At 68.5% G+C, this 24895-nt stretch carries 27 protein-coding genes; 7 read left to right on the top strand and 20 right to left on the bottom strand.

The genetic code is table 11. The features are described from left to right. The 4 genes from ACHAA3_RS14625 to mobA form a co-directional block, all read right to left on the bottom strand. The coding region (locus ACHAA3_RS14625; RefSeq protein ID WP_435709770.1) for an SRPBCC family protein at positions 1-429 on the bottom strand (429 nt) is incomplete at its 3' end. A 9-nt stretch (positions 430-438) separates the two neighbouring features. After that, entirely contained in the window at positions 439-1752 is a 1314-nt protein-coding gene (locus ACHAA3_RS14620) for an MFS transporter (protein ID WP_435709769.1), read from the bottom strand. Beyond that, positions 1749-2183 carry a MarR family winged helix-turn-helix transcriptional regulator gene (locus ACHAA3_RS14615; RefSeq protein WP_435709768.1) on the bottom strand — a complete coding sequence of 145 codons (435 nt, stop codon included), beginning with the start codon at positions 2181-2183 and terminating at the stop codon, positions 1749-1751. Before ACHAA3_RS14615 ends, ACHAA3_RS14620 begins: the two co-directional genes overlap by 4 nt. Positions 2184-2235: 52 nt before the next feature. After that, positions 2236-2835 (bottom strand): molybdenum cofactor guanylyltransferase, encoded by a 600-nt coding sequence (gene mobA, locus ACHAA3_RS14610; protein ID WP_435709767.1) that lies wholly within the window; start codon positions 2833-2835, stop codon positions 2236-2238. Positions 2836-2906: 71 nt separating this feature from the next. Here mobA and fdhD point away from each other — a divergent pair, with 71 nt between their 5' ends. Continuing rightward, positions 2907-3707: a formate dehydrogenase accessory sulfurtransferase FdhD gene (fdhD, locus tag ACHAA3_RS14605; RefSeq protein ID WP_435709766.1), complete on the top strand. Its 801-nt coding sequence runs from the start codon at positions 2907-2909 to the stop codon at positions 3705-3707. Next, a complete protein-coding gene (locus ACHAA3_RS14600; RefSeq protein ID WP_435709765.1) occupies positions 3704-5971 on the top strand; it encodes an FdhF/YdeP family oxidoreductase in 2268 nt (755 codons plus the stop codon). The genes fdhD and ACHAA3_RS14600 overlap by 4 nt, the downstream gene beginning before the upstream one ends. A gap of 80 nt (positions 5972-6051) precedes the next feature. On the opposite strand, the gene ACHAA3_RS14595 is transcribed toward ACHAA3_RS14600, so the two are convergent. From ACHAA3_RS14595 to ACHAA3_RS14585, 3 genes are read right to left on the bottom strand one after another with little or no spacing between them, the layout of a single operon-like run. Beyond that, on the bottom strand, positions 6052-6798 hold the full coding sequence (locus ACHAA3_RS14595; protein ID WP_435709764.1) for a succinate dehydrogenase/fumarate reductase iron-sulfur subunit: 747 nt from the start codon (positions 6796-6798) through the stop codon (positions 6052-6054). Between the two features lie 13 nt (positions 6799-6811). Further along, positions 6812-8785 (bottom strand): fumarate reductase/succinate dehydrogenase flavoprotein subunit, encoded by a 1974-nt coding sequence (locus ACHAA3_RS14590; protein WP_435709763.1) that lies wholly within the window; start codon positions 8783-8785, stop codon positions 6812-6814. After that, complete coding sequence (locus ACHAA3_RS14585) at positions 8785-9507, bottom strand: succinate dehydrogenase cytochrome b subunit (protein ID WP_435709762.1); 723 nt, start codon at positions 9505-9507, stop codon at positions 8785-8787. Before ACHAA3_RS14585 ends, ACHAA3_RS14590 begins: the two co-directional genes overlap by 1 nt. Before the next feature lie 86 nt (positions 9508-9593). Between ACHAA3_RS14585 and ACHAA3_RS14580 the strand changes: the two genes are divergently transcribed. Continuing rightward, a complete protein-coding gene (locus tag ACHAA3_RS14580) occupies positions 9594-10475 on the top strand; it encodes a LysR family transcriptional regulator (protein WP_435709761.1) in 882 nt (293 codons plus the stop codon). 22 nt (positions 10476-10497) lie between these two features. Here ACHAA3_RS14580 and metF read toward each other — a convergent pair whose 3' ends face one another. Continuing rightward, positions 10498-11391, bottom strand: coding sequence for a methylenetetrahydrofolate reductase [NAD(P)H] (gene metF / locus ACHAA3_RS14575; protein WP_435709760.1), 894 nt, complete (start codon positions 11389-11391; stop codon positions 10498-10500). Between the two features lie 22 nt (positions 11392-11413). Between metF and ACHAA3_RS14570 the strand changes: the two genes are divergently transcribed. Further along, complete coding sequence (locus ACHAA3_RS14570; RefSeq protein ID WP_435709759.1) at positions 11414-12475, top strand: polyprenyl synthetase family protein; 1062 nt, start codon at positions 11414-11416, stop codon at positions 12473-12475. On the opposite strand, the gene ACHAA3_RS14565 is transcribed toward ACHAA3_RS14570, so the two are convergent. After that, positions 12450-12881 (bottom strand): barstar family protein, encoded by a 432-nt coding sequence (locus tag ACHAA3_RS14565; protein ID WP_435709758.1) that lies wholly within the window; start codon positions 12879-12881, stop codon positions 12450-12452. The genes ACHAA3_RS14570 and ACHAA3_RS14565 overlap by 26 nt on opposite strands. After that, on the bottom strand, positions 12878-13273 hold the full coding sequence (locus tag ACHAA3_RS14560; RefSeq protein ID WP_435709757.1) for a ribonuclease domain-containing protein: 396 nt from the start codon (positions 13271-13273) through the stop codon (positions 12878-12880). The genes ACHAA3_RS14565 and ACHAA3_RS14560 overlap by 4 nt, the downstream gene beginning before the upstream one ends. Positions 13274-13432: 159 nt before the next feature. Here ACHAA3_RS14560 and pknB point away from each other — a divergent pair, with 159 nt between their 5' ends. Beyond that, positions 13433-15472, top strand: coding sequence for a Stk1 family PASTA domain-containing Ser/Thr kinase (pknB, locus tag ACHAA3_RS14555; protein WP_435709756.1), 2040 nt, complete (start codon positions 13433-13435; stop codon positions 15470-15472). Positions 15473-15488: 16 nt separating this feature from the next. Here the strand turns inward: pknB and ACHAA3_RS14550 are convergent, their stop codons facing one another. The 5 genes from ACHAA3_RS14550 to ACHAA3_RS14530 form a co-directional block, all read right to left on the bottom strand. Next, complete coding sequence (locus tag ACHAA3_RS14550) at positions 15489-16799, bottom strand: ferredoxin reductase family protein (RefSeq protein ID WP_435709755.1); 1311 nt, start codon at positions 16797-16799, stop codon at positions 15489-15491. 68 nt (positions 16800-16867) lie between these two features. Next, on the bottom strand, positions 16868-18205 hold the full coding sequence (locus tag ACHAA3_RS14545) for a class II 3-deoxy-7-phosphoheptulonate synthase (RefSeq protein WP_435709754.1): 1338 nt from the start codon (positions 18203-18205) through the stop codon (positions 16868-16870). 121 nt (positions 18206-18326) lie between these two features. Beyond that, entirely contained in the window at positions 18327-18803 is a 477-nt protein-coding gene (locus ACHAA3_RS14540; protein ID WP_435709753.1) for a DUF427 domain-containing protein, read from the bottom strand. Continuing rightward, on the bottom strand, positions 18800-19156 hold the full coding sequence (locus ACHAA3_RS14535; protein ID WP_435709752.1) for a VOC family protein: 357 nt from the start codon (positions 19154-19156) through the stop codon (positions 18800-18802). The genes ACHAA3_RS14540 and ACHAA3_RS14535 overlap by 4 nt, the downstream gene beginning before the upstream one ends. 44 nt (positions 19157-19200) lie before the next feature. Beyond that, positions 19201-19953, bottom strand: a complete 753-nt coding sequence (locus ACHAA3_RS14530) for a lysophospholipid acyltransferase family protein (protein WP_435709751.1) — start codon at positions 19951-19953, stop codon at positions 19201-19203. 45 nt (positions 19954-19998) lie between these two features. Between ACHAA3_RS14530 and ACHAA3_RS14525 the strand changes: the two genes are divergently transcribed. After that, positions 19999-20775 (top strand): alpha/beta hydrolase, encoded by a 777-nt coding sequence (locus tag ACHAA3_RS14525; RefSeq protein WP_435709750.1) that lies wholly within the window; start codon positions 19999-20001, stop codon positions 20773-20775. Continuing rightward, entirely contained in the window at positions 20768-21181 is a 414-nt protein-coding gene (locus ACHAA3_RS14520) for a hypothetical protein (protein ID WP_435709749.1), read from the top strand. The genes ACHAA3_RS14525 and ACHAA3_RS14520 overlap by 8 nt, the downstream gene beginning before the upstream one ends. A 22-nt stretch (positions 21182-21203) precedes the next feature. Here ACHAA3_RS14520 and ACHAA3_RS14515 read toward each other — a convergent pair whose 3' ends face one another. The 5 genes from ACHAA3_RS14515 to ACHAA3_RS14495 are packed head-to-tail and all read right to left on the bottom strand — an operon-like array spanning position 21204 to position 24749. Further along, on the bottom strand, positions 21204-21962 hold the full coding sequence (locus ACHAA3_RS14515) for a hypothetical protein (protein ID WP_435709748.1): 759 nt from the start codon (positions 21960-21962) through the stop codon (positions 21204-21206). After that, entirely contained in the window at positions 21959-23044 is a 1086-nt protein-coding gene (locus ACHAA3_RS14510; RefSeq protein WP_435709747.1) for an ROK family glucokinase, read from the bottom strand. Before ACHAA3_RS14510 ends, ACHAA3_RS14515 begins: the two co-directional genes overlap by 4 nt. Continuing rightward, positions 23037-23987 (bottom strand): ROK family glucokinase, encoded by a 951-nt coding sequence (locus ACHAA3_RS14505; protein ID WP_435709746.1) that lies wholly within the window; start codon positions 23985-23987, stop codon positions 23037-23039. Before ACHAA3_RS14505 ends, ACHAA3_RS14510 begins: the two co-directional genes overlap by 8 nt. Then, a complete protein-coding gene (locus ACHAA3_RS14500; protein ID WP_435709745.1) occupies positions 23984-24283 on the bottom strand; it encodes a hypothetical protein in 300 nt (99 codons plus the stop codon). Before ACHAA3_RS14500 ends, ACHAA3_RS14505 begins: the two co-directional genes overlap by 4 nt. 10 nt (positions 24284-24293) lie before the next feature. Then, positions 24294-24749, bottom strand: a complete 456-nt coding sequence (locus tag ACHAA3_RS14495; RefSeq protein WP_435709744.1) for an SRPBCC family protein — start codon at positions 24747-24749, stop codon at positions 24294-24296. Positions 24750-24895 lie beyond the last annotated feature (146 nt).

Here is a 24895-nt window from a genome sequence, read left to right as displayed (position 1 = left end):
CTGCGGATCGAGCGCCTTGGTGATGTCGGCGATGGTCTCGTCGGCGAGATCGGACAGCTTGGGCTTGACCACGAACGGGGCCAACAGCTTGACGAGACCGTGGAACGTGAAGTCGGCGCGATAGTGGATCTGGGTGCGATCGCCCTGGCGGGTGAACCTCATCGAGTCGGTAGCCGTCGAGCTCTTGTTCCTGCCCTGGCACGAGAAGAAGGTGGGACGTTCGTACCCGACGGTCGTGTACTCCAGATCGACCGTGCGCCCCACGAAGGTCGAGGTGTTCGCGTAGGTGGAGCCCAGTCCACCGTCGCCACTGACCCGCTTGGTCTCCACCGTGCCCGGATCCCACTCGTTGGTGTTCTCGAAGTCGCTCAGGTAGTCGAAGACCTCTTCGATCGGACGGTTGACCATGAACGTGCGCTCGACATGCATGGGTCCACGCTAGTCGGCCAGGCCGGACGAGGCTGGTCCGATGCGCCCTGGGCGCGGCACGGCTCCGGCCCGGCGACGTTCACGGAGCCGGGCCAGGGGTCGCGAGTCGTGGCGCACGAACCAGGCAGCGCACCCCAGGATGCCGGCACCAGCCAGGGAGCCGCTGACCACGAGAGCCACCCGCGGACCGTGCTGCTCGGCGACCCATCCGATGAAGGGGGCACCGGCGGGGGTGCTGCCCATGAACACCATCAGGTACAGCGCCGCGACTCGGCCTCGCATGGCAGGCGCGGAGGTCAGCTGGATCAGCGCGTTGGCGGTCGTGACAGCGGTGAGCACCGTGAGTCCGATGAACGGCATGATCAGGGCGTAGGTCACATAGGTCGGCGCCAGTCCGGAGAGCGCCTGCACGACGCAGAAGGCCAGCGCCGCTCCGACCACGAACCGCAGGCGAGGTCGTGGCCTGCGGGCGGCGAGCAGCGATCCGGCCAACGAGCCGATCGCGACGAACGATCCGAGCAGTCCGAACTCGCCAGCTCCCCGCTCGAAGACGTCGGTGACCATCAGGGCCGTGGTGATCTGGAAATTCATCCCGAATGCGCCCAGGAAGAAGACGGTTCCGAGCAGGAGCAGCAGATCCGGGCGGTTCCGGACGTACCGCACTCCCTCGCGCACAGCACCACGGCCTCCGCGGCCGTGGCTCGACTGGAGCAGGAGGCTCGGATCGACGCGGCGGAGCGCCAGCAGGACGAATCCGTAGCTGAGGGCGTTCCCGACGATGACGTAGCCGGTGGCAGCGACCCCCGACCCCAGAGCAGCGATCATCAGTCCGGCCAACGCGGGGCCGACGAGTCGTCCGGAGTTGAACGACGCCGAGTTCAGGGCGACAGCGTTGCTGAGGTGCTCAGGTCCGACCATGTCACCGACGAACGCCTGCCGCGCCGGCGCCTCGAAGGCACGTGCGGTCCCGAAGCAGAAGGCCAGCAGGTACACCTGCCACAGCTGCACCTGGCCGGAGATCGCGAGCACACCGAGCACTCCCGAGGGGACGGCCATGCCGACCTGCAGCCAGCTCATCAGGGTGCGTTTGTCGAAACGATCAGCCAGCACGCCCGCGACCGGCGAGAACAGCAGCGACGGCAGCATCTGCAGCGCGATCGCGAAGCCGACGGCAGAGCCGCTGTCAGTCAGCTGCAGCACCAGCCAGGTCTGGGCGGTGATCTGCAGCCAGGTGCCGACGTTCGACAGCAGCGATCCCCCGGCATAGATCCGGTAGTTGGGAACGGCGAGCGCGCCGAAGGTGGCGTTTCGCGACGCCCTCATGCGCTGGCGATCTGGTCGAGCAGATCCGCGGCTGCGTCGAGCAGGTCACGCTGGTCTGCGGGCAGGGTGTCGAGCTGGTCGGCGAGCCACTCATCGCGTCGCTCGCGTTCGGCCGACAGCACCGTGTCGCCACGGTCGGACAACGAGACGAGCACCTGGCGTCCGTCGTCGGGGTGCTGGACGCGCAGCACGAGCCCGGCATCGACCAGGGCGGCGAGCATCCGGGTCAGGGTCGGCGGCTGAACCCGTTCGCGAGCGGCCACGGCGCTCGGTGTGGCTGAGCCCATCTGACGGATGGTGCCGAGCACCGACATCTGTGAAGGCGTGAGATCGCTGCGTCGTTCCTGACGCAGGCGCCGATTGAGGCGGGCCACCGCTCGCGCCAGATCGTGGGCGCTGTCGAGAGTGCCTTCGTTGCAGGATGAAACCATATCGTTAGCATAGGCAACTACCTGTCGATGCGCAAAATCGCCTCCCCGACCGTCAGTGGGTCAGTCCCGCCTGGGAAGCGTCGTCCCAGGTGTCGATGTCGTGCGTGCTGCCGGGTGGCACGTCGACCATCAGGACGGCGAGCTCGGCGTACAGCCGGCGCACGGACCGGCCGGCCAGGGGCGCCAGGGCGTCCGCACGGTCACGCAGCGAGGACGTGCGATGCGCGGCAGCCAGGTACTGGGCCCGGTCGCCGTCGCGGGCCACCACGGACTGCACCGACGCGTCGGCACCGTGCAGAGCCTGCACCAGCACGGGAACGACCTCGCCCACTCGCGGCATGTCGCAGGCGAGCACCACGGTCACCCCTGCCGCGACCTCCTCCAGACCGGCACCGATGGCGGCGGCGGGGCCGCCACCTGCCGGATCCTCGCGCACGACGACGGTCCTCGCCCCCGCTCGAACCTGCGACCTCTCCCCCACCAGGACGATCCGTTCGGCACCCGAGACCGCGTCCAGCGTGAGGTCCAACAGCGTCTTCCCCCCGGCACGGAGGGACGCCTTGTCGACACCACCCAGGCGGCTCGACCGCCCCCCGGCGAGCACGATCGCGTCCCAGCGCGTCCCCACGGTGCTCTCCTCGGTATCGGCCACCTGCCCACCATGGCACCACGTGGTACTCATGACGAATGGGTCGCATCACCACACGCCGCCGAATCACTCGCATGACGGTCGGGGAACCTGCAGTTCGTCGCGAGGACGTCCTCGCTGTCGAGGAACCGCTCGAGATCAGGGTCGACGGCCAACAGTTCTCGATCACGATGCGCACGCCCGGTCACGACTTCGAGCTCGCGACCGGCTTTCTGATCTCCGAAGGCGTGGTCGCGGCCCGGGAGGACATCGCGGCGATCCGCTACTGCGCCGGCACGGACGACGACGGTCTCCAGACCTACAACGTGCTCGACGTGGCCCTTTCGCCGGGCGTCGAACCGCCCAGCACCGACCTGACCCGCCACGTCTACACCACCAGCTCCTGCGGCGTCTGCGGCAAGGCCAGCATCGATGCGGTCCGCACGAGCTCTTCGCATCCGGTCGCCGACGATCTGCTGCAGGTCACCGACCGCCAGCTGGCCTCGCTGCCCGATCAGCTCCGCGCAGGCCAGGACGTCTTCGACCGCACCGGCGGCGTGCACGCCGCAGCCCTCTTCGACGGACGCACCGGCGAGCTGCTGGTCACCCGCGAGGACGTCGGCCGACACAACGCCGTCGACAAGGTCGTGGGCTGGGCTGCCGAGCACTCGAAGCTCCCCCTGACCGGCACCGTCCTGATGGTCTCGGGTCGCGCCAGCTTCGAGCTGGTGCAGAAGGCCTCGATGGCGGGCATACCGGTACTGTCAGCCGTTTCGGCACCATCATCGTTGGCCATCGAGCTGGCCGAGCAGACAGGACTCACGGTGATCGGGTTTCTTCGCGGAACCTCGATGGTCGTGTACAGCAGGGACGATCGCGTGAAGGCGGACCAATGAACGAGGAGTACCCAGACCTGGAGGTCAAGGACCCTGAGACCTCGGCCGTCGGCCTGCCCGCTGTCCTGCACTCGATGGGTCCTGCGCTGCGCGAGCTCGGCCCCAAGCGGACGGCACTGCTGACCACAGCCATGAACCAGAAGGACGGCTTCGACTGCATGAGCTGCGCGTGGCCGGACCCGAGCCATCGCAGCCCGCTGGAGTTCTGCGAGAACGGCCTCAAGGCCGTCACGTGGGAGGCCACTCCCATCACGGTGCCCACCTCGTTCTGGGCCGAGAACTCCCTGACGTCGCTGAACGACAAGGACGAGTACTGGCTGGGCCAGCAGGGTCGCCTGACCGAGCCGGTGCACAAGCCGGCCGGTTCTGATCACTACGTGCCCATCAGCTGGGCCGACGCGTTCGCGGTGGTGGCCGATCGCCTCAACGCTCTCGACTCGCCGGATCGCGCCTCGTTCTACACCAGCGGCCGCACCGCCAACGAGACCGCATTCTTGTACCAGCTGTTCGTGCGGGCCTTCGGTACCAACAACCTGCCCGACTGCTCCAACATGTGCCACGAGTCGACCGGTACGGCGATGGGCGAGACGCTCGGCATCGGCAAGTCCACGATCCAGTACGACGACTTCGGCCAGGCCGATCTGATCATCGTGATGGGCCAGAACCCCGGCACCAATCACCCCCGCATGCTCACCGCGCTCGAGGAGTGCAAGCGGGGCGGCGGCGCGATCGTCGCGGTCAACCCGCTGCCCGAGGCCGGTCTGAAGCGGTACAAGAACCCGCAGAAGGCCCGCGGCGTCGTGGGTCGCGGCACCGACATCGCCAACGAGCTGCTGCAGATCCGCTCCGGCGGCGACATGGCCCTGCTGCAGGCCGTCTGCAAGCGCGTGCTCGACGCCGAGGACGCGGCCCCCGGCACCGTGCTCGACCACGACTTCCTGACCAAGCACACCGACGGTCTCGCCGAGCTGCGCGAGCACCTGCGCGACCTCGACGAGGCTGCTGTGCTGGTCGCCACCGGGCTGAGCGTCGAGCAGATCGATCATCTCGCCGCCCGCTACATCGCAGCCGATCGCGTCATCATCACCTGGGCCATGGGCATCACGCAGCACCGCAAGGCCGTCGACACCATCAAGGAGATGGTGAACCTCCTGCTGCTGCGCGGCAACATCGGTCGCCCCGGTGCTGGCGCCTCCCCCATCCGCGGACACTCCAACGTCCAGGGGGACCGCACCATGGGCATCTGGGAACAGATGTCCGACTCCTTCCTCGACGCGGTGGGTGCCGAGTTCGGCTTCGACCCACCCCGCGAGCACGGTTTCGACGCCATCGCGACCCTCGAGGGGCTGCAGCGCGGCGACATCGAGGTGTTCGTCGCGATGGGCGGCAACTTCGTCGGTGCCATCTCCGACACCAACGCCGTCGAGGCGGCCATGCGTGGCGCCAAGCTGACCGTTCAGGTCTCCACCAAGCTGAACCGCTCCCACGTCGTGACCGGCGAGGAGGCCATCATCTTGCCCACCCTCGGTCGTACCGAGATCGACGTCCAGAACGGCGTCGCGCAGTTCCTGTCGGTGGAGGACAGCGTGTGCGCCGTCCACGCCACCCACGGCCGCATTCCACCGGTGGCTCCGAACCTGCTGAGTGAGGTCGCGATCATCGGGCGCCTCGCCCAGGCCGTCCTCGGTGACCGCCACGGCATCGACTGGCAGGAGATGATGGACGACTACGACGTCATCAGGACCCGCGTCAGCCGCGTCGTCCCCGGATTCGAGTCGTTCAATGCTGCCGTGCGGCTCGAGGAGGGCTTCGTGCTGCCCAACGGGCCGCGCGACTCCCGCACCTTCCACACGGCCACCGGCAAGGCGCGGATCACGGTCAACGACCTCGAGCCTCTCGAACGTCCTGCGGGGCGGCTGATCCTGCAGACCCTGCGCTCCCACGACCAGTTCAACACCACGATCTACGGCCTCGACGACCGCTATCGCGGCATCAAGAAGGGCCGCGACGTGGTGTTCGTCAACCCCGACGACCTGGTCGAGCTCGGCCTGACCGACGGTCAGCGCGTCGACGTCATCAGCGAGTGGCCCGGCGAGGCGGACCGCACCCTGGCCGACCTGCGGATCGTGTCCTACCCGACCGCCAAGGGGTGTGCCGCCGCCTACTATCCCGAGGCCAACGTGCTGGTCTCGATGTCCAGCAACGCGATCGGCAGCAACACCCCAGTCTCCAAGGCCGTCATCGTGCGCCTCGAGCCGCGCTGAGTCGCGCTGAGTCGCCCCCGGACACACCAACGGCGCGGATCCGGTGATCACCGGATCCGCGCCGTTGCTGGTGGTGCTCGCTACGCCTTGCCCGAGGCGAGCGCTCCGAGGAGATCGCGGTTCAGCTGGGCGATGTTGCTCAGCGGGATCTCCTTGGGGCAGGCGGCCGTGCACTCGCCGATGTTGGTGCAGCCACCGAAGCCCTCGTGATCGTGCTGGTTGACCATGTCGATGACCCGCGAGTCACGCTCAGGCTGGCCCTGCGGCAGCAGACCCAGGTGGGTGATCTTGGCTGCGGTGAACAGCATGCCCGAGCCATTGGGGCACGCCGCGACGCAGGCGCCGCACCCGATGCAGGTGGCGGACTCGAACGCGTGGTCCGCGTCCTCCTTGGGCACCGGTGTGCTGTTGGCGTCGACGGCCGATCCGGTCGGCGCCGAGACGTAGCCACCAGCCTGGATGATCCGGTCGAACGCCGAGCGATCGACCACGAGATCCTTGACGACCGGGAAGGCACCCGCACGCCACGGCTCGATGTCGATGACGGCGCCGTCGGAGAACGAGCGCATGTGCAGCTGGCACGTCGTGGTGACCTCGGGACCGTGGGCGATGCCGTTGATCACGACGCCGCACGCACCACAGATGCCCTCACGGCAGTCGTGGTCGAAGGCGATGGGATCGTCACCGGTGAGGGTGAGCTGTTCGTTGAGCACGTCGAGCATCTCCAGGAACGACATGTCCTCGGAGACGTCCTCGACGCCGTAGGTGACCATCTTTCCCTTGGTCTCGGCGTTCTTCTGACGCCACACCCGCACTGTGATGTTCACTTGCAGCTCCCCATCATTTGTATGACCGTGCCTTCATCTCGACGTACTCGTACTCCAGGTCCTCCTTGTGCAGGACCGGCTTCTTCTCGCCGAACTCCCAGGCCGCGACGTAGGCGTACTCGTCGTCGTGGCGCAGCGCCTCGCCGTCCTCGGTCTGGCTCTCGACACGGAAGTGGCCGCCGCACGACTCGGCACGAGCCAGGGCATCGATGCACATCAGCTCGCCGAGCTCGATCAGGTCGGCAACGCGGCCGGCGCGCTCGAGGGTCTGGTTCAGCTCCTCGTTGACGCCGGTGACCTTCACGTTGGTCCAGAACTCGGACTTGAGGTTGCGGATCAGCTCGATGGCCTTGGTCAGGCCCTCCTCGCTGCGCTCCATGCCGCAGTGCTCCCACATGATGTGGCCGAGCTCCTTGTGGAACGAGTCGACCGTGCGGTTGCCGTTGATCGACAGGAACGTCGCAATGCGCTGCTCGACGGCCTCGCGCGCCTCGAGGACGGCCGGGTGGTCGTCGGGGACGGGCTCGAACGGGCTGTCGGCCAGATAGTTGGCGATCGTGTTCGGCAGCACGAAGTAGCCATCGGCAAGGCCCTGCATGAGCGCCGAGGCACCCAGACGGTTGGCGCCCTGGTCGCTGAAGTTCGCCTCACCGGTGACGAACAGGCCCTCGAGGTTGCTCTGCAGGTCGTAGTCGACCCACAGGCCACCCATCGTGTAGTGCACGGCCGGGTAGATGCGCATGGGGCGCTCGTAGGGGTTCTCGCCGGTGATGCGCTCGTACATGTCGAACAAGTTGCCGTACTTGGCCTCGACGGTCTTGCGACCCATGCGCTCGATCGCGTCGGCGAAGTCCAGGTACACGCCCAGCCCGCCGGGGCCGACGCCCTTGCCCTCGTCGCACTGGTACTTGGCCGAGCGCGAGGCGATGTCGCGCGGGACCAGGTTGCCGAACGCCGGGTAGATGCGCTCGAGGTAGTAGTCGCGCTCGTCCTCGGGGATCTCGGTGGGGTGACGATCGTCGCCCTTCTCCTTGGGCACCCAGATGCGGCCGTCGTTGCGCAGCGACTCGCTCATCAGCGTCAGCTTGGACTGGTAGTCACCTGAGACCGGGATGCACGTCGGGTGGATCTGCGTGTAGCAGGGGTTGCCGAAGTAGGCACCGCGCCGGTGCGCACGCCACGTGGCGGTGACGTTGCATCCCATGGCGTTGGTCGACAGGTAGTAGACGTTGCCGTAGCCGCCGGTGGCCAGCACGACCGCGTCGGCGGTGTGGGTCTCCAGCTCGCCGGTGACCATGTCGCGCACGATGACGCCACGAGCCTTCGGCTTGCCATCGGCGTCCGGGACCATGATCAGGTCGAGCATCTCGTGGCGGCTGCGCACCTCCACGGTGCCGGCGGCCACCTGACGCTCCAGCGCCTGGTAGGCACCGATCAACAGCTGCTGTCCGGTCTGGCCGCGGGCGTAGAACGTGCGCGAGACCTGCACGCCGCCGAAGGAGCGATTGTCCAGCAGTCCGCCGTACTCACGGGCGAAGGGCACGCCCTGGGCGACGCACTGATCGATGATGTTCACCGAGACCTGCGCGAGCCGGTACGAGTTGGACTCGCGGGAGCGGAAGTCGCCGCCCTTGACCGTGTCGTAGAAGAGGCGATAGACGCTGTCGCCGTCGTTGCGGTAGTTCTTGGCGGCGTTGATGCCACCCTGAGCGGCGATCGAGTGCGCTCGACGGGGGCTGTCCTGGTAGCAGAAGCTGGTGACCTGGTAGCCGGCCTCACCCATCGTGGCCGCCGCGGAGGCTCCGGCCAGGCCGGTGCCGACGATGATCACCTTGATCTTGCGACGGTTGGCCGGGTTGACCAGCTTGGCCGAGAACTTGCGCTCGTCCCAGCGCTTCTCGATGGGGCCCGTCGGCGCCTTGGTGTCGACGATGGGCTCACCCATCTCGATGTACTGCGCCGCGGTCGGCGTCATGTTCTCGGTCATCAGGAACCAGCTCCGAAGAAGAGGACCGCAAAGGGAACGGTGAGGAACCCGGCGGTGATGAGCACGGCCAGACCGGCCGCGATGAGCGTCAGCGAGGACTGCTGGCGAGTGGCGCTGCGGTTCTGCCCGAGCGTCGTCAGGGCACTCCAGAATCCGTGCCACAGGTGGAATCCGACCGCCAACAGCCCGATCGTGTACAGCAGCACGACCCACCACAGCTCGAAGCCGTTGACGACCCGCTCGTACTTGCTGTCCGAGCCACCGCCGGGGGCCAGCCAGTTCGGCAGCATCTGGGCGAGATGGCCGATGATGAACAGCAGCAGGATGATGCCGCCCCAGCGCATCGTGAACGAGGCGTAGCTGCGCTGGTTGCCGCGGGGGTTCTGCTTGGTGTGGTAGCGCGTCATGCCGACCGCGCCGGAGGCGACCTTGTTGCGTCGCCACAGCGTGATGGCCGCGTAGACGTGCACGACCAGTGCCACCAGGAGGACGACGCGGAGGATCCACAACGCACCCTCCTCCGGCAGGTAGGGGGTGAACATCTCGCGCAGAGTGCCGTCCAGGTAGGAGTCGAACTTCTCCTGTCCCTGGAAGAACTTGAGGTTGCCGTACATGTGGACGAGCAGGTACCCGAGCATGATCAGCCCGGACACCGCCATCGAGTACTTGAGGGCAACAGTCGAGGAGCGCGCCGTGCGCGGCGAGGATTGAAGTGTGGCCACCTGAACAGATTAGGCCGATCTCAGCATTCTGCATAAGTGCCACTGAGGGCATCCTTCATAGCCGATGGGCATGACAAACTGATGGAGTGCAGATTCAACAGCTCACCTATTTCGTCGCAGTAGCGCTCAACCGGCACTTCACCCGCGCCGCTGACGAGACCGGCGTGTCGCAGCCGACGCTGTCCAAGCAGATCCGCGTGCTCGAGAACACGCTCGGCACCCCGCTGTTCACCCGTGACCGCGGGCCGATCGAGCTCACCACGGCAGGCGAGGCGCTGCTGCCTCACGCCCAGCGCATCCTGATCGAGGTCGAGGCCGCCGAGCGCACGGTCGGCGAGGTCGCCGGGTTGCGTCGCGGCCGGGTGCGGCTCGGTGCCACCCCGTCCATGTGCGACGGCCTGTTACCCGAGGTACTGGCGCAGTTCCACCGCCAGCATCCGCACATCGAGATGGAGGTGCACGAGGGTGGTTCGCGCGTGCTCACCCGGGAGCTGGTCGAGGGGCGCCTCGACGTCGCACTGCTGATCGCACCGCTGCAGTCGGTCGACACCGACATCGAGACGACCCCGGTGCTGCGCGAGCGGCTCGTGCTGGCCAGCCACCGCGACGCCGACGTGCCCGATCACCTGTCCATCGCTGATCTCAAGGGGCTCCCCCTGGTGATGTTCCGCGAGGGTTACGACCTGCGTGAGGTGACGTGGCGAGCCTGCACGGAGGCCGGATTCCTGCCGACCCTGGCTATCGAGGGCGGGGAGATGGGCGGTGTGCTGCGCTTCGTCGAGGCCGGACTGGGCCACGCCGTGGTGCCAGCCATGGTGCTGCCGAGTCGTCCCGCCCTGCGCAGCTCGACCTTGGACTCGCCCTCACTCGAACGCATCATCGCGATCGCGCACCGGCCGATGAGGTCACTGCCGCTCGCTGTGCGGGCCTTCGTCTCCGACCTGCGCACCCACCTCGACGAGGCGTGACGCGGGCTCCGACGGGACCTCGTCAGAGGCGGCCCTCGTCGCGGAGCGCCTGGAAGATCTCGCGGGTGGCCTTCGAGCGGTTCAGGGTGATGAAGTGCAGGCCCGGCGCGCCTCCCTCGAGAAGATCGCGGCACAGCGCGATGGCCATCTCGATACCGGCGGCGCGCACCGCAGCCGGATCATCCTTGATCGGCTCGATGACCGACAGGACCTCATCGGGCATCGCTGCGCCGGAGAGCTCGGCCATGCGAGCGACCTGAGCGAAGTTCAGGATCGGCATGATGCCCGGGACGATCGGCAGGTCGGCGCCGCGAGAACGCACCCGCTCGACGAGACCGAAGTAGTCCTGGGGTCGAAAGAACAGCTGCGTGATGGCGTACTCAGCGCCCGCGGCAGCCTTGTCGGCCAGGACCTGTGCGTCGTGCTCCAGCGACTCGGCATCGGGATGACCCTCCGGGAAGGCACCGACTCCGATGCGGAACCCACCGAGGTCACTGGCCAGCTCCACCAGGTCGATCGCCCGGTCCAGACCACCGGGATGGGTTTCCCAGGGGGCACGAGGCCCGCCCTGGGGGTCGCCGCGGATCACGAGCACGTCGGTGACGCCGGCGCCGGCGTACTGCTTGAGCACCATCTCCAGCTCGTCGCGGCTCTGCGCCACGAGCGTCAGGTGCCCCACCGGGTGCATCGACGTACGCGCCGCAATCTGCTCGGTGATGCGCACCGTGCGTTCCTGGCTGGTCCCGCCTGCCCCGTAGGTGACGGAGACGAACGTGGGCTGCAGGGCCTCGAGCTCGCCGAGCGTGCGCCACAGCACCTCCTCGCCCTCGTCGTCCTTGGGTGGGAAGAACTCGAAGGAGTACGTGGGCTGCGATCCCTTGAGCGCCTCGACGAAGGACCGGTCGGCTTCAGACATGACCCAAAGGTATCGTCCACACGTGCCCACCAGCGACGACGCCAGGTCCGCCGAGGCCGATTTCCGTCTCGAGATCGACCGGGCCATCGACCAGTTCGCGGAGACCCGGCTGTCCTCGTTCGCGCCGCTCGGCGACGACGTGCTGGAGTTCGTCCACGCCGCGGCGGCGTTCGTCACCGGCGGCAAGCGCCTGCGGGCGTCGTTCTGCCGCGCCGGCTGGCTCACCGCCGGAGGAACCGACCACGACCCGTGGATGATCGAGGCGGCCGCCGCCATCGAGCTGCTGCAGGGAAGTGCCCTCGTGCACGACGACCTCATGGACGACTCGGACACCCGTCGCGGCCGCCCCAGCGTGCACCGCGACTTCGAGGCACGACATGCACGCGCCGGCCGTGTCGGGGACCCGGTCGGGTTTGGCCGATCCACCGCCGTGCTGATGGGCGATCTGCTGCTGTCGTGGTCCAACGAGATGCTGGTGCAAGCCGCACTCGCCGTCGACCCGGTCGCGGGACGCACCGCGATCGGCATCTATGACACCTGCAAGGCAGAGGTCACCGCCGGCCAGTTCCTCGACGTGACCGCGCAGACCCGCGCCGAGGTCAGCGTCGAGGAGGCGATGGTCGTCGTGCGCTACAAGTCGGCCAAGTACACGGTCGAACGTCCCCTGCAGATCGGGGCGGCGCTGGCGGGCGCCGAGGACCGCCTCATCGACGGGCTGAGTGGCGTCGCACTCCCCCTGGGCGAGGCGTTCCAGCTGCGCGACGACGTGCTGGGCGTGTTCGGCGATCCCGACGTCACGGGCAAGCCTGCTGGCGACGACCTGCGCGAGGGCAAGCGCACCGTCCTCGTGGCCCGCGCCCTCGAGATGACCGACGCCGCCGGGCGCGCCACGATCCTCCAGACGCTCGGCACCGACGCCGCCGCCGACGCCGTACCAGACCTGATCCGGTCCTGCGGCGCGCTCGAGGCGGTCGAGGCCGACATCGCCCGCCTCGAGGCCCAGGCCGATGCCGCGATCGACCGGCTCGACGCCGGTGACGTGCTGGGTCCGCTGGCGCTCAGAGCAACCCGTCGAGACCGCTGACGCCGAGGTCCTCCAGCCCCGCGGGCCCCGTCACGACCACCGCCAGGGACGTCGCCTGCGTCGAGGCGTCGCGGAACAGCTCCAGCACGGACTGGGCGAGCTGTGGATCGAGTGTGGCGAGCTCCCCCACGCCGCTCCAGATCACCAGCAGCGGCGCTTGGGCAAGGTCGCCCAGCACGTCCCACAGCGCATCCAGGTTGCGACCGAACCACTCCGGCAGGTCCCACTGCACGGCGAGGGCCGCGTAGAACGATGCAGCATCGCTGCAGCGGCCGGTGTCCAGCTCGCGCACCCTCCATCCCGCGCCGTGTGCCGCGCCGGCGATGTCGTGCTCCGGAGCCCCGCACCACTCGTACAGGCCCGGCGCGATGTCACCGGCCAGCAGCTCATCGAGCGCGGCGGTCACGAGCTGTCGCCGCCGGAACCATCGCGGACCAGGAGGAACGAGGCGTAGTGATCGTCGGTGTAGTACAGCTCGCCACCCTCGCCCGTCACGACCCGTCGAGCGCCGCGATCGTCCGACCCGGGCGTCGGCACGGTGTACTCGCGCCAGTAGCCCCGGTCCTCGTCGGGCAGGAGTCCTTCTCGGTTCTCGAACACGGCGCCGTCGCGATCGTAGGGGTACGGGCCACCTGCTGCGATCAGCTCGATGGTCTCGCGAGCCTCCGCCGGCAATGACTGCTCGGCCGACGTGACGGCCACGGGATCGCCCTGATCGAGGTCCGAGGACGTGTCGACGACCAGGAACCACGTCAGCGCAAGCCCCACGATCAGAACCACGATGCCAAGACGACGCATGAAACCATCGTGGCGCATGGCATCGCTAGAAGGCGGCCCACCCCGCACGTCGGGGGTTCGGACCCGCCGATCGGCACGCCGACCCCACCAATCAGGTTCGAGTCCCTAGAATTGGCAGAGGTCTGACAGGTAGCGAGCGATCAACGAGGAGAGGCTGACGTGACAGTGACGGGTGATGACAGCCTCGTGGGTCGCGTCCTCGACGGCCGCTACATCATCGGCTCACGCATCGCTCGCGGTGGCATGGCCAGCGTGTACCTGGCCACCGACGACCGCCTCGACCGCGACGTCGCGGTCAAGATCATGCACCACGGGCTCAGTGACGACCAGCAGTTCTCCGACCGATTCGTGCGCGAGGCGAAGTCAGCAGCCAAGCTCAACCATCCCAACGTGGTGTCGGTGTTCGACCAGGGCAAGGACGGCGACGTCGCCTACCTGGTCATGGAGCTCGTCCCCGGGCACACCCTGCGCGATGTCATGCGCGCCGAGTCGCCCATGAAGCCCGACCGCGCGCTGGAGATCGTCGAACAGGTCCTCGTGGCCCTGTCGGCAGCGCACGCGGCCCACATCATCCACCGCGACGTCAAGCCCGAGAACGTGCTGATGACGCCCGACGGCGAGGTCAAGGTGGCCGACTTCGGGTTGGCCCGAGCGGTCAGCGCAGCCACCACGGCCACGGGCGGAACCCTCATCGGCACCGTGTCCTACCTCGCGCCAGAGATCGTGCTGCACGTGGGCGCCGACGCACGATCCGACGTCTACGCGGTCGGCGCGATGCTCTACGAGATGCTGACCGGCGCCAAGCCGCACGTGGGAGACTCCCCCATCCAGGTCGCGTACAAGCACGTGCACGACGACGTGCCCGCGCCATCGGCGCTGAACTCCGCCGTCCCGCCGTACCTGGACGCCCTGGTGGCACGCGCGACGGTTCGCGATCGCGACCAGCGATCCACCGATGCACGCGTGATGTTGCACCAGCTCCGCCTCGTGCGCCGCGCGCTCGTGGCCGGCGTGCCCGACGACGATCTCACCGCCGATCTGCTGCCCCGCCCCGGCATCATCGACCCCGACGACGATCGCGACGACACCATCGCGGTCCCGATGCCCGTGACCGGCGGCAGCGCGACGGCACCGGTCGAGCACACCGTCGAGTGGTCGGCCGAGACCGCCCCCGTCGACACCTCGCGTCCGGTCGAGACCACGGCTGTTGCGGGCACGGCCGTCGCGGGCACGGCCACGGCCGGTCGCGCTCCCCGCACGAACGGCCTGCATCCCCCGGTCAGTCCGGAGGACTACCGGGCCATGCGCGCCGATCGACCACGATCGCGACGCGGGCGACGCCTGCTGATCACCGCGCTGATCCTGGCGCTGCTGGCAGCCCTGCTGGGCTGGTACGTCGCCGATGGCCGATACACCTCGGCCCCTGTCCTGGTCGGCTCGCAGGAGGGCGAGGCGAGCACCTCGGCCGAGCAGGCAGGTTTCACCTTCGAAGTGGCCGGACGTCAGTTCTCCGAGACGGTGCCGGCCGGAGTCGTCATCTCCACCGATCCGGGCCCCGGCGACAAGGTGCTGCCCGACTCCAACATCGAGGCCGTGGTGTCCAAGGGCAAGGATCGAGTCACGCTGCCCGACAAGGTGCGTGGCCTCACCGTCGACGAGCTGCGCACCCAGCTGGCCGACGTCGACCTCGAGCTCGGCGAGGTCACCGAACGGTTCGCCGACACCGTGCCCGAGGGGCAGGTGGTCGATGCGGTCAACGTCAAGGCCGACGAGCCGCTCAAGCGTGGCACGCGCATCGACATCACCGTGAGCAAGGGACGTGAACCCATCGCGATCACGGACTTCACGGGACGCGACATCGGCGAAGCCCGCTCGGCCGTCGAGCAGGCCGGCTTCACGTCCATCGTCGAGGAGGAGTTCAGCGATGATGTCGACAAGGACAAGATCATCAGCCAGAGCCCCGACGGCGGGAACGGCTTCAAGGGCGACGCCATCACCTTCGTGATCTCCAAGGGTCCTGATGTGGTCGAGGTACCCGATGTCACAGGTCAGAAGAAGAACGAGGCCGTCAAGTCGCTGGAGAAGGCCGGCTTCAAGGTGCGTAATCCCTTCCCTGGCAACTTCACCGTCGAGGGCCAGAGCCCCGATGGCGGCGAGAAGGTCAAGCGTGGCTCGACCGTGACCATCTCGTTCTTCTGACACGCCGGCGTCCGGTTCACCAGGTGAACTGCTCCTCGTGCACGTCGCGTCGACGCGCGCCCGCAGCCTCGACCGCACGACGGACCTGCGCGGTCCACGACGGTGGTCCGCACAGCACGATGTCGGCGGCGGCGATGTCCGGCACGAGCATGCGCACCAACTCGGCCGGGTCGATCACCGTGTCGAGATCGGCCCCCCACCACTGGTGACCAGCGGCGCGGGGTCCCGTCAACGTGTGCACGACGAATCCACGAGCAGCGGCGATGCGCTCCACCTCGCCGAGCAGCACTGCGCGTCCTGCGCTGCTGAAACGGGTCACCACCGTCACCTCGGTGCCCTGCAGCTCCGGAGCCTCCAACAGCGCTCGCACCGGGGTGATGCCGATGCCAGCCGCGAACATGACCAGGCGGGGATGTCGGCGGCGGATCCACGGCAACGCTCCGTACGGACCCTCGACGGCGACCCGGGCGCCCGCCTCCAGCCGCCGTGCACGCCGAGCACCGTCTCCGGTTCCTGCGATGGTGACCCTGAGTCGGTCGTCTGCTGGCGACGCTGACAGGGAGTACGGATGTCCGCGCGTGACACCCGAGGGGCCGGCGAATCGCCAGATGAAGAACTGCCCGGCGCGGGCGCCCCATCGGTCGAGGTTGCGCCCGTTCACCACGATCGACACAGCATCGGGGCCCTCGGGCAGAACCTCTCCGATGCGCAGGTCGTGCCGGATCGAGCGCCAGGCCGGCACCACGACGCGACCTCCCACGAGCAGGCCCAGGCCGAGCAGGTAGAGGGCCCACCAGTACACGAGCGATCCCGTGCGATTGAAGTCCTCGCTGATCAGCTGGTGCGGCAGCGCCAGCGCGATGCCCACGTACGACCACAGGTGCGTCAGATGCCAGGTCTCGTATCGCAGCCGCTCCGTGGCAGCTGCCAGGGAGCTGAGCACCACGAGGACGATCAGCAGCGTGCCGATCGTGGCAACCAGCATCCACGCATCGGTGACGAACAGTTGGAGCATCGACTCACCGAAGGACTGGGGCTGACGACCGGCGCGCTGATTCACGAACAGCACGACGTGCAGGAGCGTCAGCCAGAACGACCAGTGCGCGAGCCGTCGGTGCCAGGCTGTGAGGGCGGCCCGGCCGAAGGCCTTTTCAAGCCAGGGCAGTCGAGCCAGCAGCACCACCTGGAGAACGAAGAGGTTGGAGGCCAGCAGACCGATCCACAACGCCTCTGCCGAGGTCAGGAAGATCGGCGGCGTCATCGCGTCCCACCAGCGCGACCAGCTGCCGTAGGCGATCAGGGTCGCCGGCACGAACGAGGCGATCATCAGTGCGACGATCGCCCTGGCGATGACCCGATCCACCCGCCCGCGAGCTGACCGCGAGCCAAGCACGATCAGTCGTGCGTCGCGAGCATCTCGGCGACCAGGAAGGCCAGCTCGAGCGACTGCGCCCGGTTCAGACGCGGGTCGCACAAGGTCTCGTAGCGGTGCCGAAGGTCTTCGGCAGACACCTTGAGACCGCCGCCCAGGCACTCGGTGACGTCGTCGCCGGTGAGCTCGACGTGCAGTCCGCCGGGCCAGGTACCGAGGGCACGGTGCACCTCGAAGAAGCCCCGGACCTCGTCGATGACGTCGTCGAACTCGCGGGTCTTGTATCCCGTGGAGGCCTCGAAGGTGTTGCCGTGCATCGGATCGCAGATCCACGCCACCTCGAGTCCGGCTGCGGTGACCTTCTCGATCAGCGGCGGCAGACCGTCGCGGATCTTGCCCGCACCGAAGCGGGTGATGAACGAGACCTTGCCGGGGATGTGCTCGGGATTGAGCTTCTCGTACAGGGCGATGGCGTCGTCGGCGGTGCTGGTGGGGCCGAGCTTGACGCCGATGGGGTTGGCGATGTGGCTCAGCATCTCCACGTGGGCGCCATCGAGCTGGCGGGTGCGCTCGCCGATCCACAGGAAGTGTCCCGACACGTCGTAGGGCTGGTCGGTGCGCTGGTCGATGCGCGTCATGGCGTGCTCGTACTCCATGATCAGCGCCTCGTGCGAGGAGTAGAAGTCCACGGTGTGGAACTCGTCCGGGTCGACACCGATGGCGTCCATGAAGGCCAGGGCGCGGTCGATCTCGGTGCCGATGCGCTCGTAGCGCTGCTTGACCGGGCTGTTCTTGACGAAGTCGGTGTTCCAGGCATGCATCTGGCGTAGATCGGCGTAGCCGCCGGTCGTGAAGGCTCGCGTGAGGTTCAGCGTGGCCGATGAGGCGTTGTAGACGTCGACGAGCCGCTGCGGATCGTGCCGCCGCGCCTCAGGGGTGAAGTCGAACCCGTTGACCGCGTCGCCCCGGTAGGCCGGGAGGGTGATGCCGTCGCGGGTCTCGTCGTTGCTGGACCGCGGCTTGGCGTACTGCCCCGCAAGCCGACCGACCTTGACCACCGGAACACTGGCGGCGTACGTCAGCACCACGGCCATCGACAGCAGGACCCGCAGCTTGTTGCGCACGTTCTCGGCGGTGACGCCCTCGAAGGTCTCGGCGCAGTCGCCGCCCTGGAGCAGGAAGGCCTCACCCCGTGCGACGTCGGCGAGTCGGTCGCGCAGCTGGTCGCACTCGCCGGCAAAGACCAGCGGCGGCATCCGGCGCAACGTCTCGACCGCGGCGTCGCGGGCAGACGGGTCGGCATACGTGGGCTGCTGCGCAGCGCCGATCGCACGAAGGTCGTCCAGGGAAGGAATGCTCACGACCTAACCTTACGGCGACCCCACCCCACCCTCACGCTGAGGAGTCACGGAGACCTCGTCAACGCTCAAGGTCGGGTGGCGTGCGTGACTCGTCAGCGGGTCTCCGTGACTCCTCAGCGGCTCACCAGCCCAGCGTCCCCGGCGCTCCCTTGAAGGGGCCGGTGACGCGCGAGGTGATCCAGCCTCCGTAGAAGTCGCCCTCCTGGGGTTGCACGAGCTCGTCGTCGATGGTGGCCGAGTCGACCTTGCTCGGGTAGATCGCGACGTGTCCGAGGAGGTCGGCGAAGCGAGAGCTGGGCTGTTGATAGGTCCACGCTCCGGCCTGGAGTGTGCGGTCCGCCGACACGACGTCGAAGTAGGACGCGGCGCCCTTCCACTCGCAGAACGTGGTGCCGTCGATGGGGCGCAGAACGCCGTCGACGAACGACTCCTGAGGTAGGTAGTACGTGGGCGGATGGCTGGTCTCGCAGATGCGGTAGGAGGTCGTGGTGTCGGCGATGGCCACGCCGCCGAAGGTGACGACGAGGTGCTCGCTGCTGCGTTCGATCGACGGCGGGCGGGGGTAGTCCCACACGTTCTCGACGGGTCGGGTGCTCATGACGTGGCCCAGACACCGAGCGCGTTGCCGGTGGGGTCGGTGAAGTGGAATCGTCGACCACCGGGGAATGCGTAGGGCTGCACGTCGATCGTGCCGCCAGCGGTTCTCACCGCCGCGAGGGTCGCGTCGAGATCGTCGGAGAAGATCAGCACGAGCGGGCCGCCGGACCTCGGTGGGGTGGAGGCGTCGATGCCGCCGACCTCGCCGGTGCCGTCGGCCGACACGATGCCTGCGTAGGCGGGCCCGTAGGCGGTGAGCTGCCAACCGAAGACCGACTCGAAGAAGGCGCAGGTGGCCGCCAGATCGGTCGATCCCAGCTCGATGTAGTCGATGGTGTGATGTGTCGAGGCCATGTCACCGACGCTACCGCGTTCCACTGACATCGTGCGGCGACGATTCAGACGGGGCGGATCTCGTCCCAGACCTCGTCGGACTCGGCACGGGCCTTGTCCTGGGCGGCTTCGCGCTCGGTCTCGCGGTCACGCTTCTTGGCGTCCTGCGCGTAGAGGTCGACGTACTCCTGACCGGACAGGCGCATCACCTCGTACATGATCTCGTCGGTGATGGCGCGCAGGATGTAGCGGTCGCCCTCCATGCCCTCGTAGCGGCTGAAGTCCAGGGGCATGCCGAAACGCACCCCCGGGCGGGCGAACGTGCCGTAGATCTTGCCCGGAGGGGCCACCACGTTGGTGTTGATGACCGCCAGCGGCACGACGGGCACGCCGGCCTCGAGCGCCAGGCGCGCCACCCCGGTTCGCCCGCGGTAGAGCCTGCCGTCGTGCGAGCGCGTGCCCTCGGGATAGATGCCGCAGATCTCACCCTGCTCCAGCAGCCGCAGCTGGGTCTTGATGGCACCGGCAGCGGCCGAGCCGCTGCTGCGATCGATGGGGACCTGCCCGGCACCGGAGAAGAAGGTCTTCTGCAGCCAGCCCTTGATGCCGACGCCCTCGAAGTACTCGGCCTTCGCCACGAACGTCACGCGTCGCGGCATGACGACCGGCAGGAAGAGCCAGTCGCTGTAGGACAGGTGGTTGCTCGCCAGGATGACCGGGCCTTCACGCGGGACGTTCTCTGCGCCCTCGGCCCACGGCCGGAAGATCAGCTTCAGCAGAGGTCCCAGCGCGAGAAACTTCAAGAACCAATAGAACACGGGCCGACACTACTCCGATCGGGTGTCGTCAGCGATGATGGAACCATGGAGTCTCGACCCGCGGACGTGAAGACCGGCGCTGAACCGTTCTCGTTCGACGGTGGACGCGTCGGAGTGCTGCTGAGCCACGGTTTCACTGGTTCGCCCGCCTCGATGGCTCCGTGGGGACGCGATCTGGCCGAGCGTGGGCTGACGGTGCGCGTGCCACGACTCCCGGGCCACGGAACCACGTGGCAGCAGATGAATCGGACGGGCTGGCAGGACTGGTACGGCGAGGTCGACCACGCACTGACCGAGCTGCAGGAACGGTGCGAGCGCGTCGTGGTCGCCGGTCTGTCGATGGGCGGTTGCCTCGCCCTGCGGTTGGCGCAGCAGCGGCCCGAGGACGTCGACGCCCTCGTGCTGGTCAACCCGGCCGTCGCACTGCGCCGGTTCGACCTCAGGGCCGTCCCGCTCCTGCAGCACGTCCTGCCGTCCATGCCCGGGGTCGCCAACGACATCGCCAAGCCCGGAGCCGACGAGATCGGGTACGACCGAACTCCCCTGCGGGCGCTGGCCTCGCAGCTGCAGATGTGGAAGGACGTCCGCGCCGGGCTCGACCGGGTCGTCGCTCCCCTGCAGCTGTTCCGCTCCGAGCAGGACCACGTGGTCGACGACTGGTCTCAGCAGCTGATCCTGGAGGGCGTCTCGTCGGCGGTCACCGAGCTGGTGACCCTGACCGACAGCTTCCACGTGGCAACGCTGGACCATGACGCCCCCCGCATCTTCGACGACGCCGCAGCCTTCATCGACCTGCACACCCGCAGGACCACCGATGGGTGATCGCGAGGAGTTCGACCGGATCGTCGAGCGTCTCGACCTCGACCTGTCCGGACTCGACGACCCCGACCCCGAGAAGTCCGATCCCGCCCCCGCACCTGCGCATCCGGCCGGTCGTGAGCGACCGCCTGACGCAGCACGCAGCCCCGATGTCGACGAACAGTTCTACCGGCGCATCGATCCACCACCACCGCGCGGATGGAAGCCGGGCATCGCCGCCGCCTGGGCCGGGGTCGTCGGGTCACCGGTCTCGTTGGTGGCGTTCACCCTGCTGGGTTTCGTGGCGCCTCGGACCGTCGTCGTCGCCCTGTCGCTGGTGTTCATCGGCTCAGCGGTCTACTTGATCGCCCAGCTGCCGGAGCATGGCCCCAGCCGCGGCGACGACCCCGACGACGGCGCCGTGCTGTGAGCGATCCTTCCTGACCGAACGCTCAGCCCAGGTCGACACCTGCGGCGCGCAGGGTTTCCCGGGCGGCCACGACGCTGGGCGCCGAGTCGTCGATCCTCTCGGCCTCGTCCAGGTGCAGTGCCGCCTCCTGATGACGTCCCAGGCGAGCCGCGAGCTCGGCGAGGTACACCAGGGCTGACAAGCGATGCTGTGGGGCCGCACCCACGCCATGGCGTTCGAAGGTCGACGGGCGTGCCGACCACGTCGGCTCCGGGGCCGCATCCGGCTCAGGAACCGCATCGGGTTCAGGAACCGCCGTGGGTTCAGCGGCCGGATCTGGCTCTGGAGCCTGCTCGGTTCGGGGCACGGCGACGACCACGACCGGATCGTCGTCATCGCCGTCGAGGGCGGCGGCACGAACGACGCGGATCCGGTTGCCGCCGACATCGACCAGGCTGAAACCCATGAAGTCGACCGCACTGCTGCGACTCTTGGGTCGCATGAGCCGGGGGATGCCGTGCACAGGAACCGAGCCGTACAGCTGGTCCAGGCCGGACGACCAACGGTGCAGGACCTCGACCGGATCGGACACCACGACCAGACAGGAGCCGTGTGAGGTCTGCGCGTCGAAGCCGAGGATCTCGACGTAGTGCAGCTCGATCCCGTCGGCCGATCGCAGGGCGAGATAGGGGTGGGGTGGACCTTGTCGATACCCCACGTCGAACCCGATCGCGGTCGCGAATCGTTCTGCTTCGGCAATCGAGCCGCACGGCAGCAGCGGCACGGTGCGTGGCGCACTCATGGGGCGCGGCGTCTCCGGGGGGCGGGGCGGGCGGTGGAGACCCGCGCGGTGGCTCGTGCCGCGGTCCGCGGCGTCGTCCGGGTGCCCCTGCGCACGCGAGCCCGAGCGCCGGGCTGTCCCGGCCGGCGGCGCTTAGCGGCCAGCCGCGCCATGTCGGCAGCCCCGATCAGGCCGGACTCGGGCCCCAGGTGGGCGTGGGTGATGCGCGCCTCGTGCCGGAAACCACGCCCGGTGAGGGTGCGCGCGAAGGCAGCCCGCGCGGGCACGATCAGCATCTCGCCCGCATCGCTGACACCTCCGCCGATGACGAACAACCCCGGATCGAGCGCAGCAGCCAGATTGGCGATCCCCACGCCGAGCCAGTCCCCCACCTCGGCGATCCACTCGCGGGACTGCACGTCGCCGGCGCGAGCGGCCTGGGTGACCAGCTGACCCCCGACCCGGTCGCGGGTCCCGGCCTGGTCGAGCATCCACCGGCCCAGATCGGTCCCGGCGTCCACCTCGGCGCGAGCACGACGCTGCAGCACCCGACCGCTCGCGTACTGCTCCCAGCAGCCGCGGTTGCCGCACTCGCACTCACGGCCGCCGGGCACCACCTGCATGTGCCCGAATTCGCCGGCGATGCCGAATTGTCCGCGATAGGGCTGCCCGTCGAGCACGATGGCGCCGCCGATGCCGGTGCCCAGGGTGATCAGCACCAGGTCGGACTCGTTCTGCGCGGCGCCGAAGCGGTGCTCGGCCCAGCCGGCACAGTTCGCGTCGTTGTCGACCAGAACCGGTAGTCCGGTGCGGCGTGAGGCAGCGTCGCGCAGCGGCTCGTGACGCCAGGCCAGGTGGGGCGAGAACACGACGGTGGACTGGGAGGCGTCGACGAATCCCGCAGCGCCGATCCCGACCGACCGGACGTGGTGATCGGCAACGAACTCCGCCGTGACGGAGGCGATGGCATCGAGCACCTCCAGCGCACTGGTGGTGGGGGTCTCCCGGGTCGAGCGAGCGAGCACGTGACCGTCCTCGTCCACCACACCGGCGGCGATCTTGGTACCGCCGATGTCGATACCGATCGAGAGCTTGTCAGCCATGTCCTGCCTCCCGTGACAGATCGGCGGCGCCCACGATTCCGGCGTCGGTGCCGAGCGAGGCACGACGCAGCTGGGGCACGGTGCGGTGTGCTCGCGCGGTCAGGTGCGAGGAGAAGGCCACGGCCATCGGCTCCATCACGAGATCGCCCGCCTCGGCGACCCCACCGCCCACGGCGATGACCGCAGGGTCGAGGATCGCCACGAGACTTGCGATGGCCTCCCCGGTCCACCGACCGACATCGGCCAGCAGACGGCGCGCCAGCGGGTCACCCTCGTGCGCCAGTGACGTGATGGCTCGCCCGTCGATGCCCCCGTCGCCCCGAGCGAGCTCGGCGAGCGCGGCGGCCTCGGGCGCGCCTGAGGCCGCGTGCCGCGTGGCCTCGCGCACCAGGGCGGTGCCGCTGCCGTACTGCTCGATGCAGCCGCGCTGGCCGCAGCCGCACTCCAGTCCGTCCGGAACGACCCGGAGGTGGCCGACCTCTGCACCCATGCCGTGGGCGCCACGCAGCAGGGTTCCCGCGAGGACGATCCCGCCGCCCACTCCGGTGCCGAGGGTGATGAACAACAGGTCCTGCGCATCGGACCCCGCACCGAAGCGGAACTCTCCCCAGGCAGCCGCATTGGCGTCGTTCTCCACGACGACGGGCAGGTCGACCTGCGCCGAGACCTGCTTGGCCAACGGCTCGTCACGCCAGTCGATGTTGGGGGCGAACCGCACCGTGGCCCGATCGGCGTCGATGAAGCCCGCCGCCCCGATACCGACCCCCACCACGTCCTCGTGAACTCTGAGCCGGTCCACCAGCTCAGCGACCGCGGCGGGGATCTGATCGGGTTCGGATGGCGTCGGCGTCGTCTCGACGGTCCGCAGCGTTCCATCGAGATCGACCAGACCAGCAGCGATCTTGGTACCGCCCAGATCCACCCCGATCGCCGGTCCGCTCATCGTGGATCCTCCGGTGTGGTCATCACGTCACGCAGCGAGTGCAGGAACGACGCAGCCGACGCACCCACGCGTGCGACCGCCTCGGGGTGCTCACGCACGAGTCCGACGACCTGGCAGATGGGGCACCACCCTGTCGGACACGCGTGGGGGGACTCGGTGTCTGCTGCGGAGGGGTCGTGAGCCGCGCCCGCGGTCGGGGCCTGCGGGCCGGCAGTGCCGTGACCGGACGTGCTCAGGGCGCACCACAGCTTCCACGCCTCCTCACCGACCGAGCCGACTTCTTCGGCTCCGCTCACCGCAGCGCCCTCACGCGGTTCCGGTCCGCGCCTCGACCTGCTTCTTCAGACCCTTGAGCGCGGTGTCGATGATGACCTTCTCGGCCTTGCGCTTGAGCATGCCCAGCAGGGGCACCGACACGTCGACGGACAGCTGGTAGGTGACCCGGGTGGCGCCACCGTCGGTCGGGTCGAGCACGTAGGCACCGTCCATCGCCTTGAGCATCGAACCGGCTTCACTCAGCCTCCACGACACCGAGGCGTCGCCGTCCCAGGTGTAGGTGAGGTCGTACTCGTCGCGAATCGGAGCGGCGTCGAGCATGAAGTGCACTCGCTTGGCTCGTTGGCCGGGGCCGTCGGCGGTCTCGATGATCTCGGCGATGCGGACGCCCGTGGCCCAGTCCGGATAGGACGGGAAGTCGGCGATCACGTCCATGATCGCCGCCTGAGGTGCGTCGATGACGATGTCGCTGGCCGTGCGGGCCATCGCATCCTCCTCGGGTGTTCGTGGGTCTGGTGAGTCCGGACCGTGTGGCCAGACCCATGCTAGTGCGTCACGGGGCTCGCACGAGCGTGGGCCACGCGGGCTCGTGCGGGTCGTGCGGGAAGGAGCCGGCCGCCTGCGAGTAGCCT

It is taken from the genome of Aeromicrobium sp. CF3.5 (assembly GCF_051262695.1).
Taxonomy (GTDB): domain Bacteria; phylum Actinomycetota; class Actinomycetes; order Propionibacteriales; family Nocardioidaceae; genus Aeromicrobium.
This window is presented reverse-complemented; position numbering and strand designations above follow the sequence as displayed.

Bases quoted from the DNA above. Each gene is read 5' to 3' on its own strand.
- ACHAA3_RS14520 (WP_435709749.1), top strand. From the start codon at position 20,768: ATGGGTGATCGCGAGGAGTTCGACCGGATCGTCGAGCGTCTCGACCTC.
- ACHAA3_RS14590 (WP_435709763.1), bottom strand. From the start codon at position 8,785: ATGACCGAGAACATGACGCCGACCGCGGCGCAGTACATCGAGATGGGT.
- ACHAA3_RS14620 (WP_435709769.1), bottom strand. From the start codon at position 1,752: ATGAGGGCGTCGCGAAACGCCACCTTCGGCGCGCTCGCCGTTCCCAAC.
- ACHAA3_RS14510 (WP_435709747.1), bottom strand. From the start codon at position 23,044: ATGGCTGACAAGCTCTCGATCGGTATCGACATCGGCGGTACCAAGATC.
- ACHAA3_RS14515 (WP_435709748.1), bottom strand. From the start codon at position 21,962: ATGAGTGCGCCACGCACCGTGCCGCTGCTGCCGTGCGGCTCGATTGCC.
- ACHAA3_RS14540 (WP_435709753.1), bottom strand. From the start codon at position 18,803: ATGAGCACCCGACCCGTCGAGAACGTGTGGGACTACCCCCGCCCGCCG.
- ACHAA3_RS14535 (WP_435709752.1), bottom strand. From the start codon at position 19,156: ATGGCCTCGACACATCACACCATCGACTACATCGAGCTGGGATCGACC.
- fdhD (WP_435709766.1), top strand. From the start codon at position 2,907: ATGACGGTCGGGGAACCTGCAGTTCGTCGCGAGGACGTCCTCGCTGTC.
- ACHAA3_RS14505 (WP_435709746.1), bottom strand. From the start codon at position 23,987: ATGAGCGGACCGGCGATCGGGGTGGATCTGGGCGGTACCAAGATCGCT.
- metF (WP_435709760.1), bottom strand. From the start codon at position 11,391: ATGTCTGAAGCCGACCGGTCCTTCGTCGAGGCGCTCAAGGGATCGCAG.
- ACHAA3_RS14550 (WP_435709755.1), bottom strand. From the start codon at position 16,799: ATGATCGCCTCGTTCGTGCCGGCGACCCTGATCGCCTACGGCAGCTGG.
- ACHAA3_RS14495 (WP_435709744.1), bottom strand. From the start codon at position 24,749: ATGGCCCGCACGGCCAGCGACATCGTCATCGACGCACCTCAGGCGGCG.
- ACHAA3_RS14525 (WP_435709750.1), top strand. From the start codon at position 19,999: ATGGAGTCTCGACCCGCGGACGTGAAGACCGGCGCTGAACCGTTCTCG.
- ACHAA3_RS14600 (WP_435709765.1), top strand. From the start codon at position 3,704: ATGAACGAGGAGTACCCAGACCTGGAGGTCAAGGACCCTGAGACCTCG.
- ACHAA3_RS14615 (WP_435709768.1), bottom strand. From the start codon at position 2,183: ATGGTTTCATCCTGCAACGAAGGCACTCTCGACAGCGCCCACGATCTG.
- ACHAA3_RS14560 (WP_435709757.1), bottom strand. From the start codon at position 13,273: ATGCGTCGTCTTGGCATCGTGGTTCTGATCGTGGGGCTTGCGCTGACG.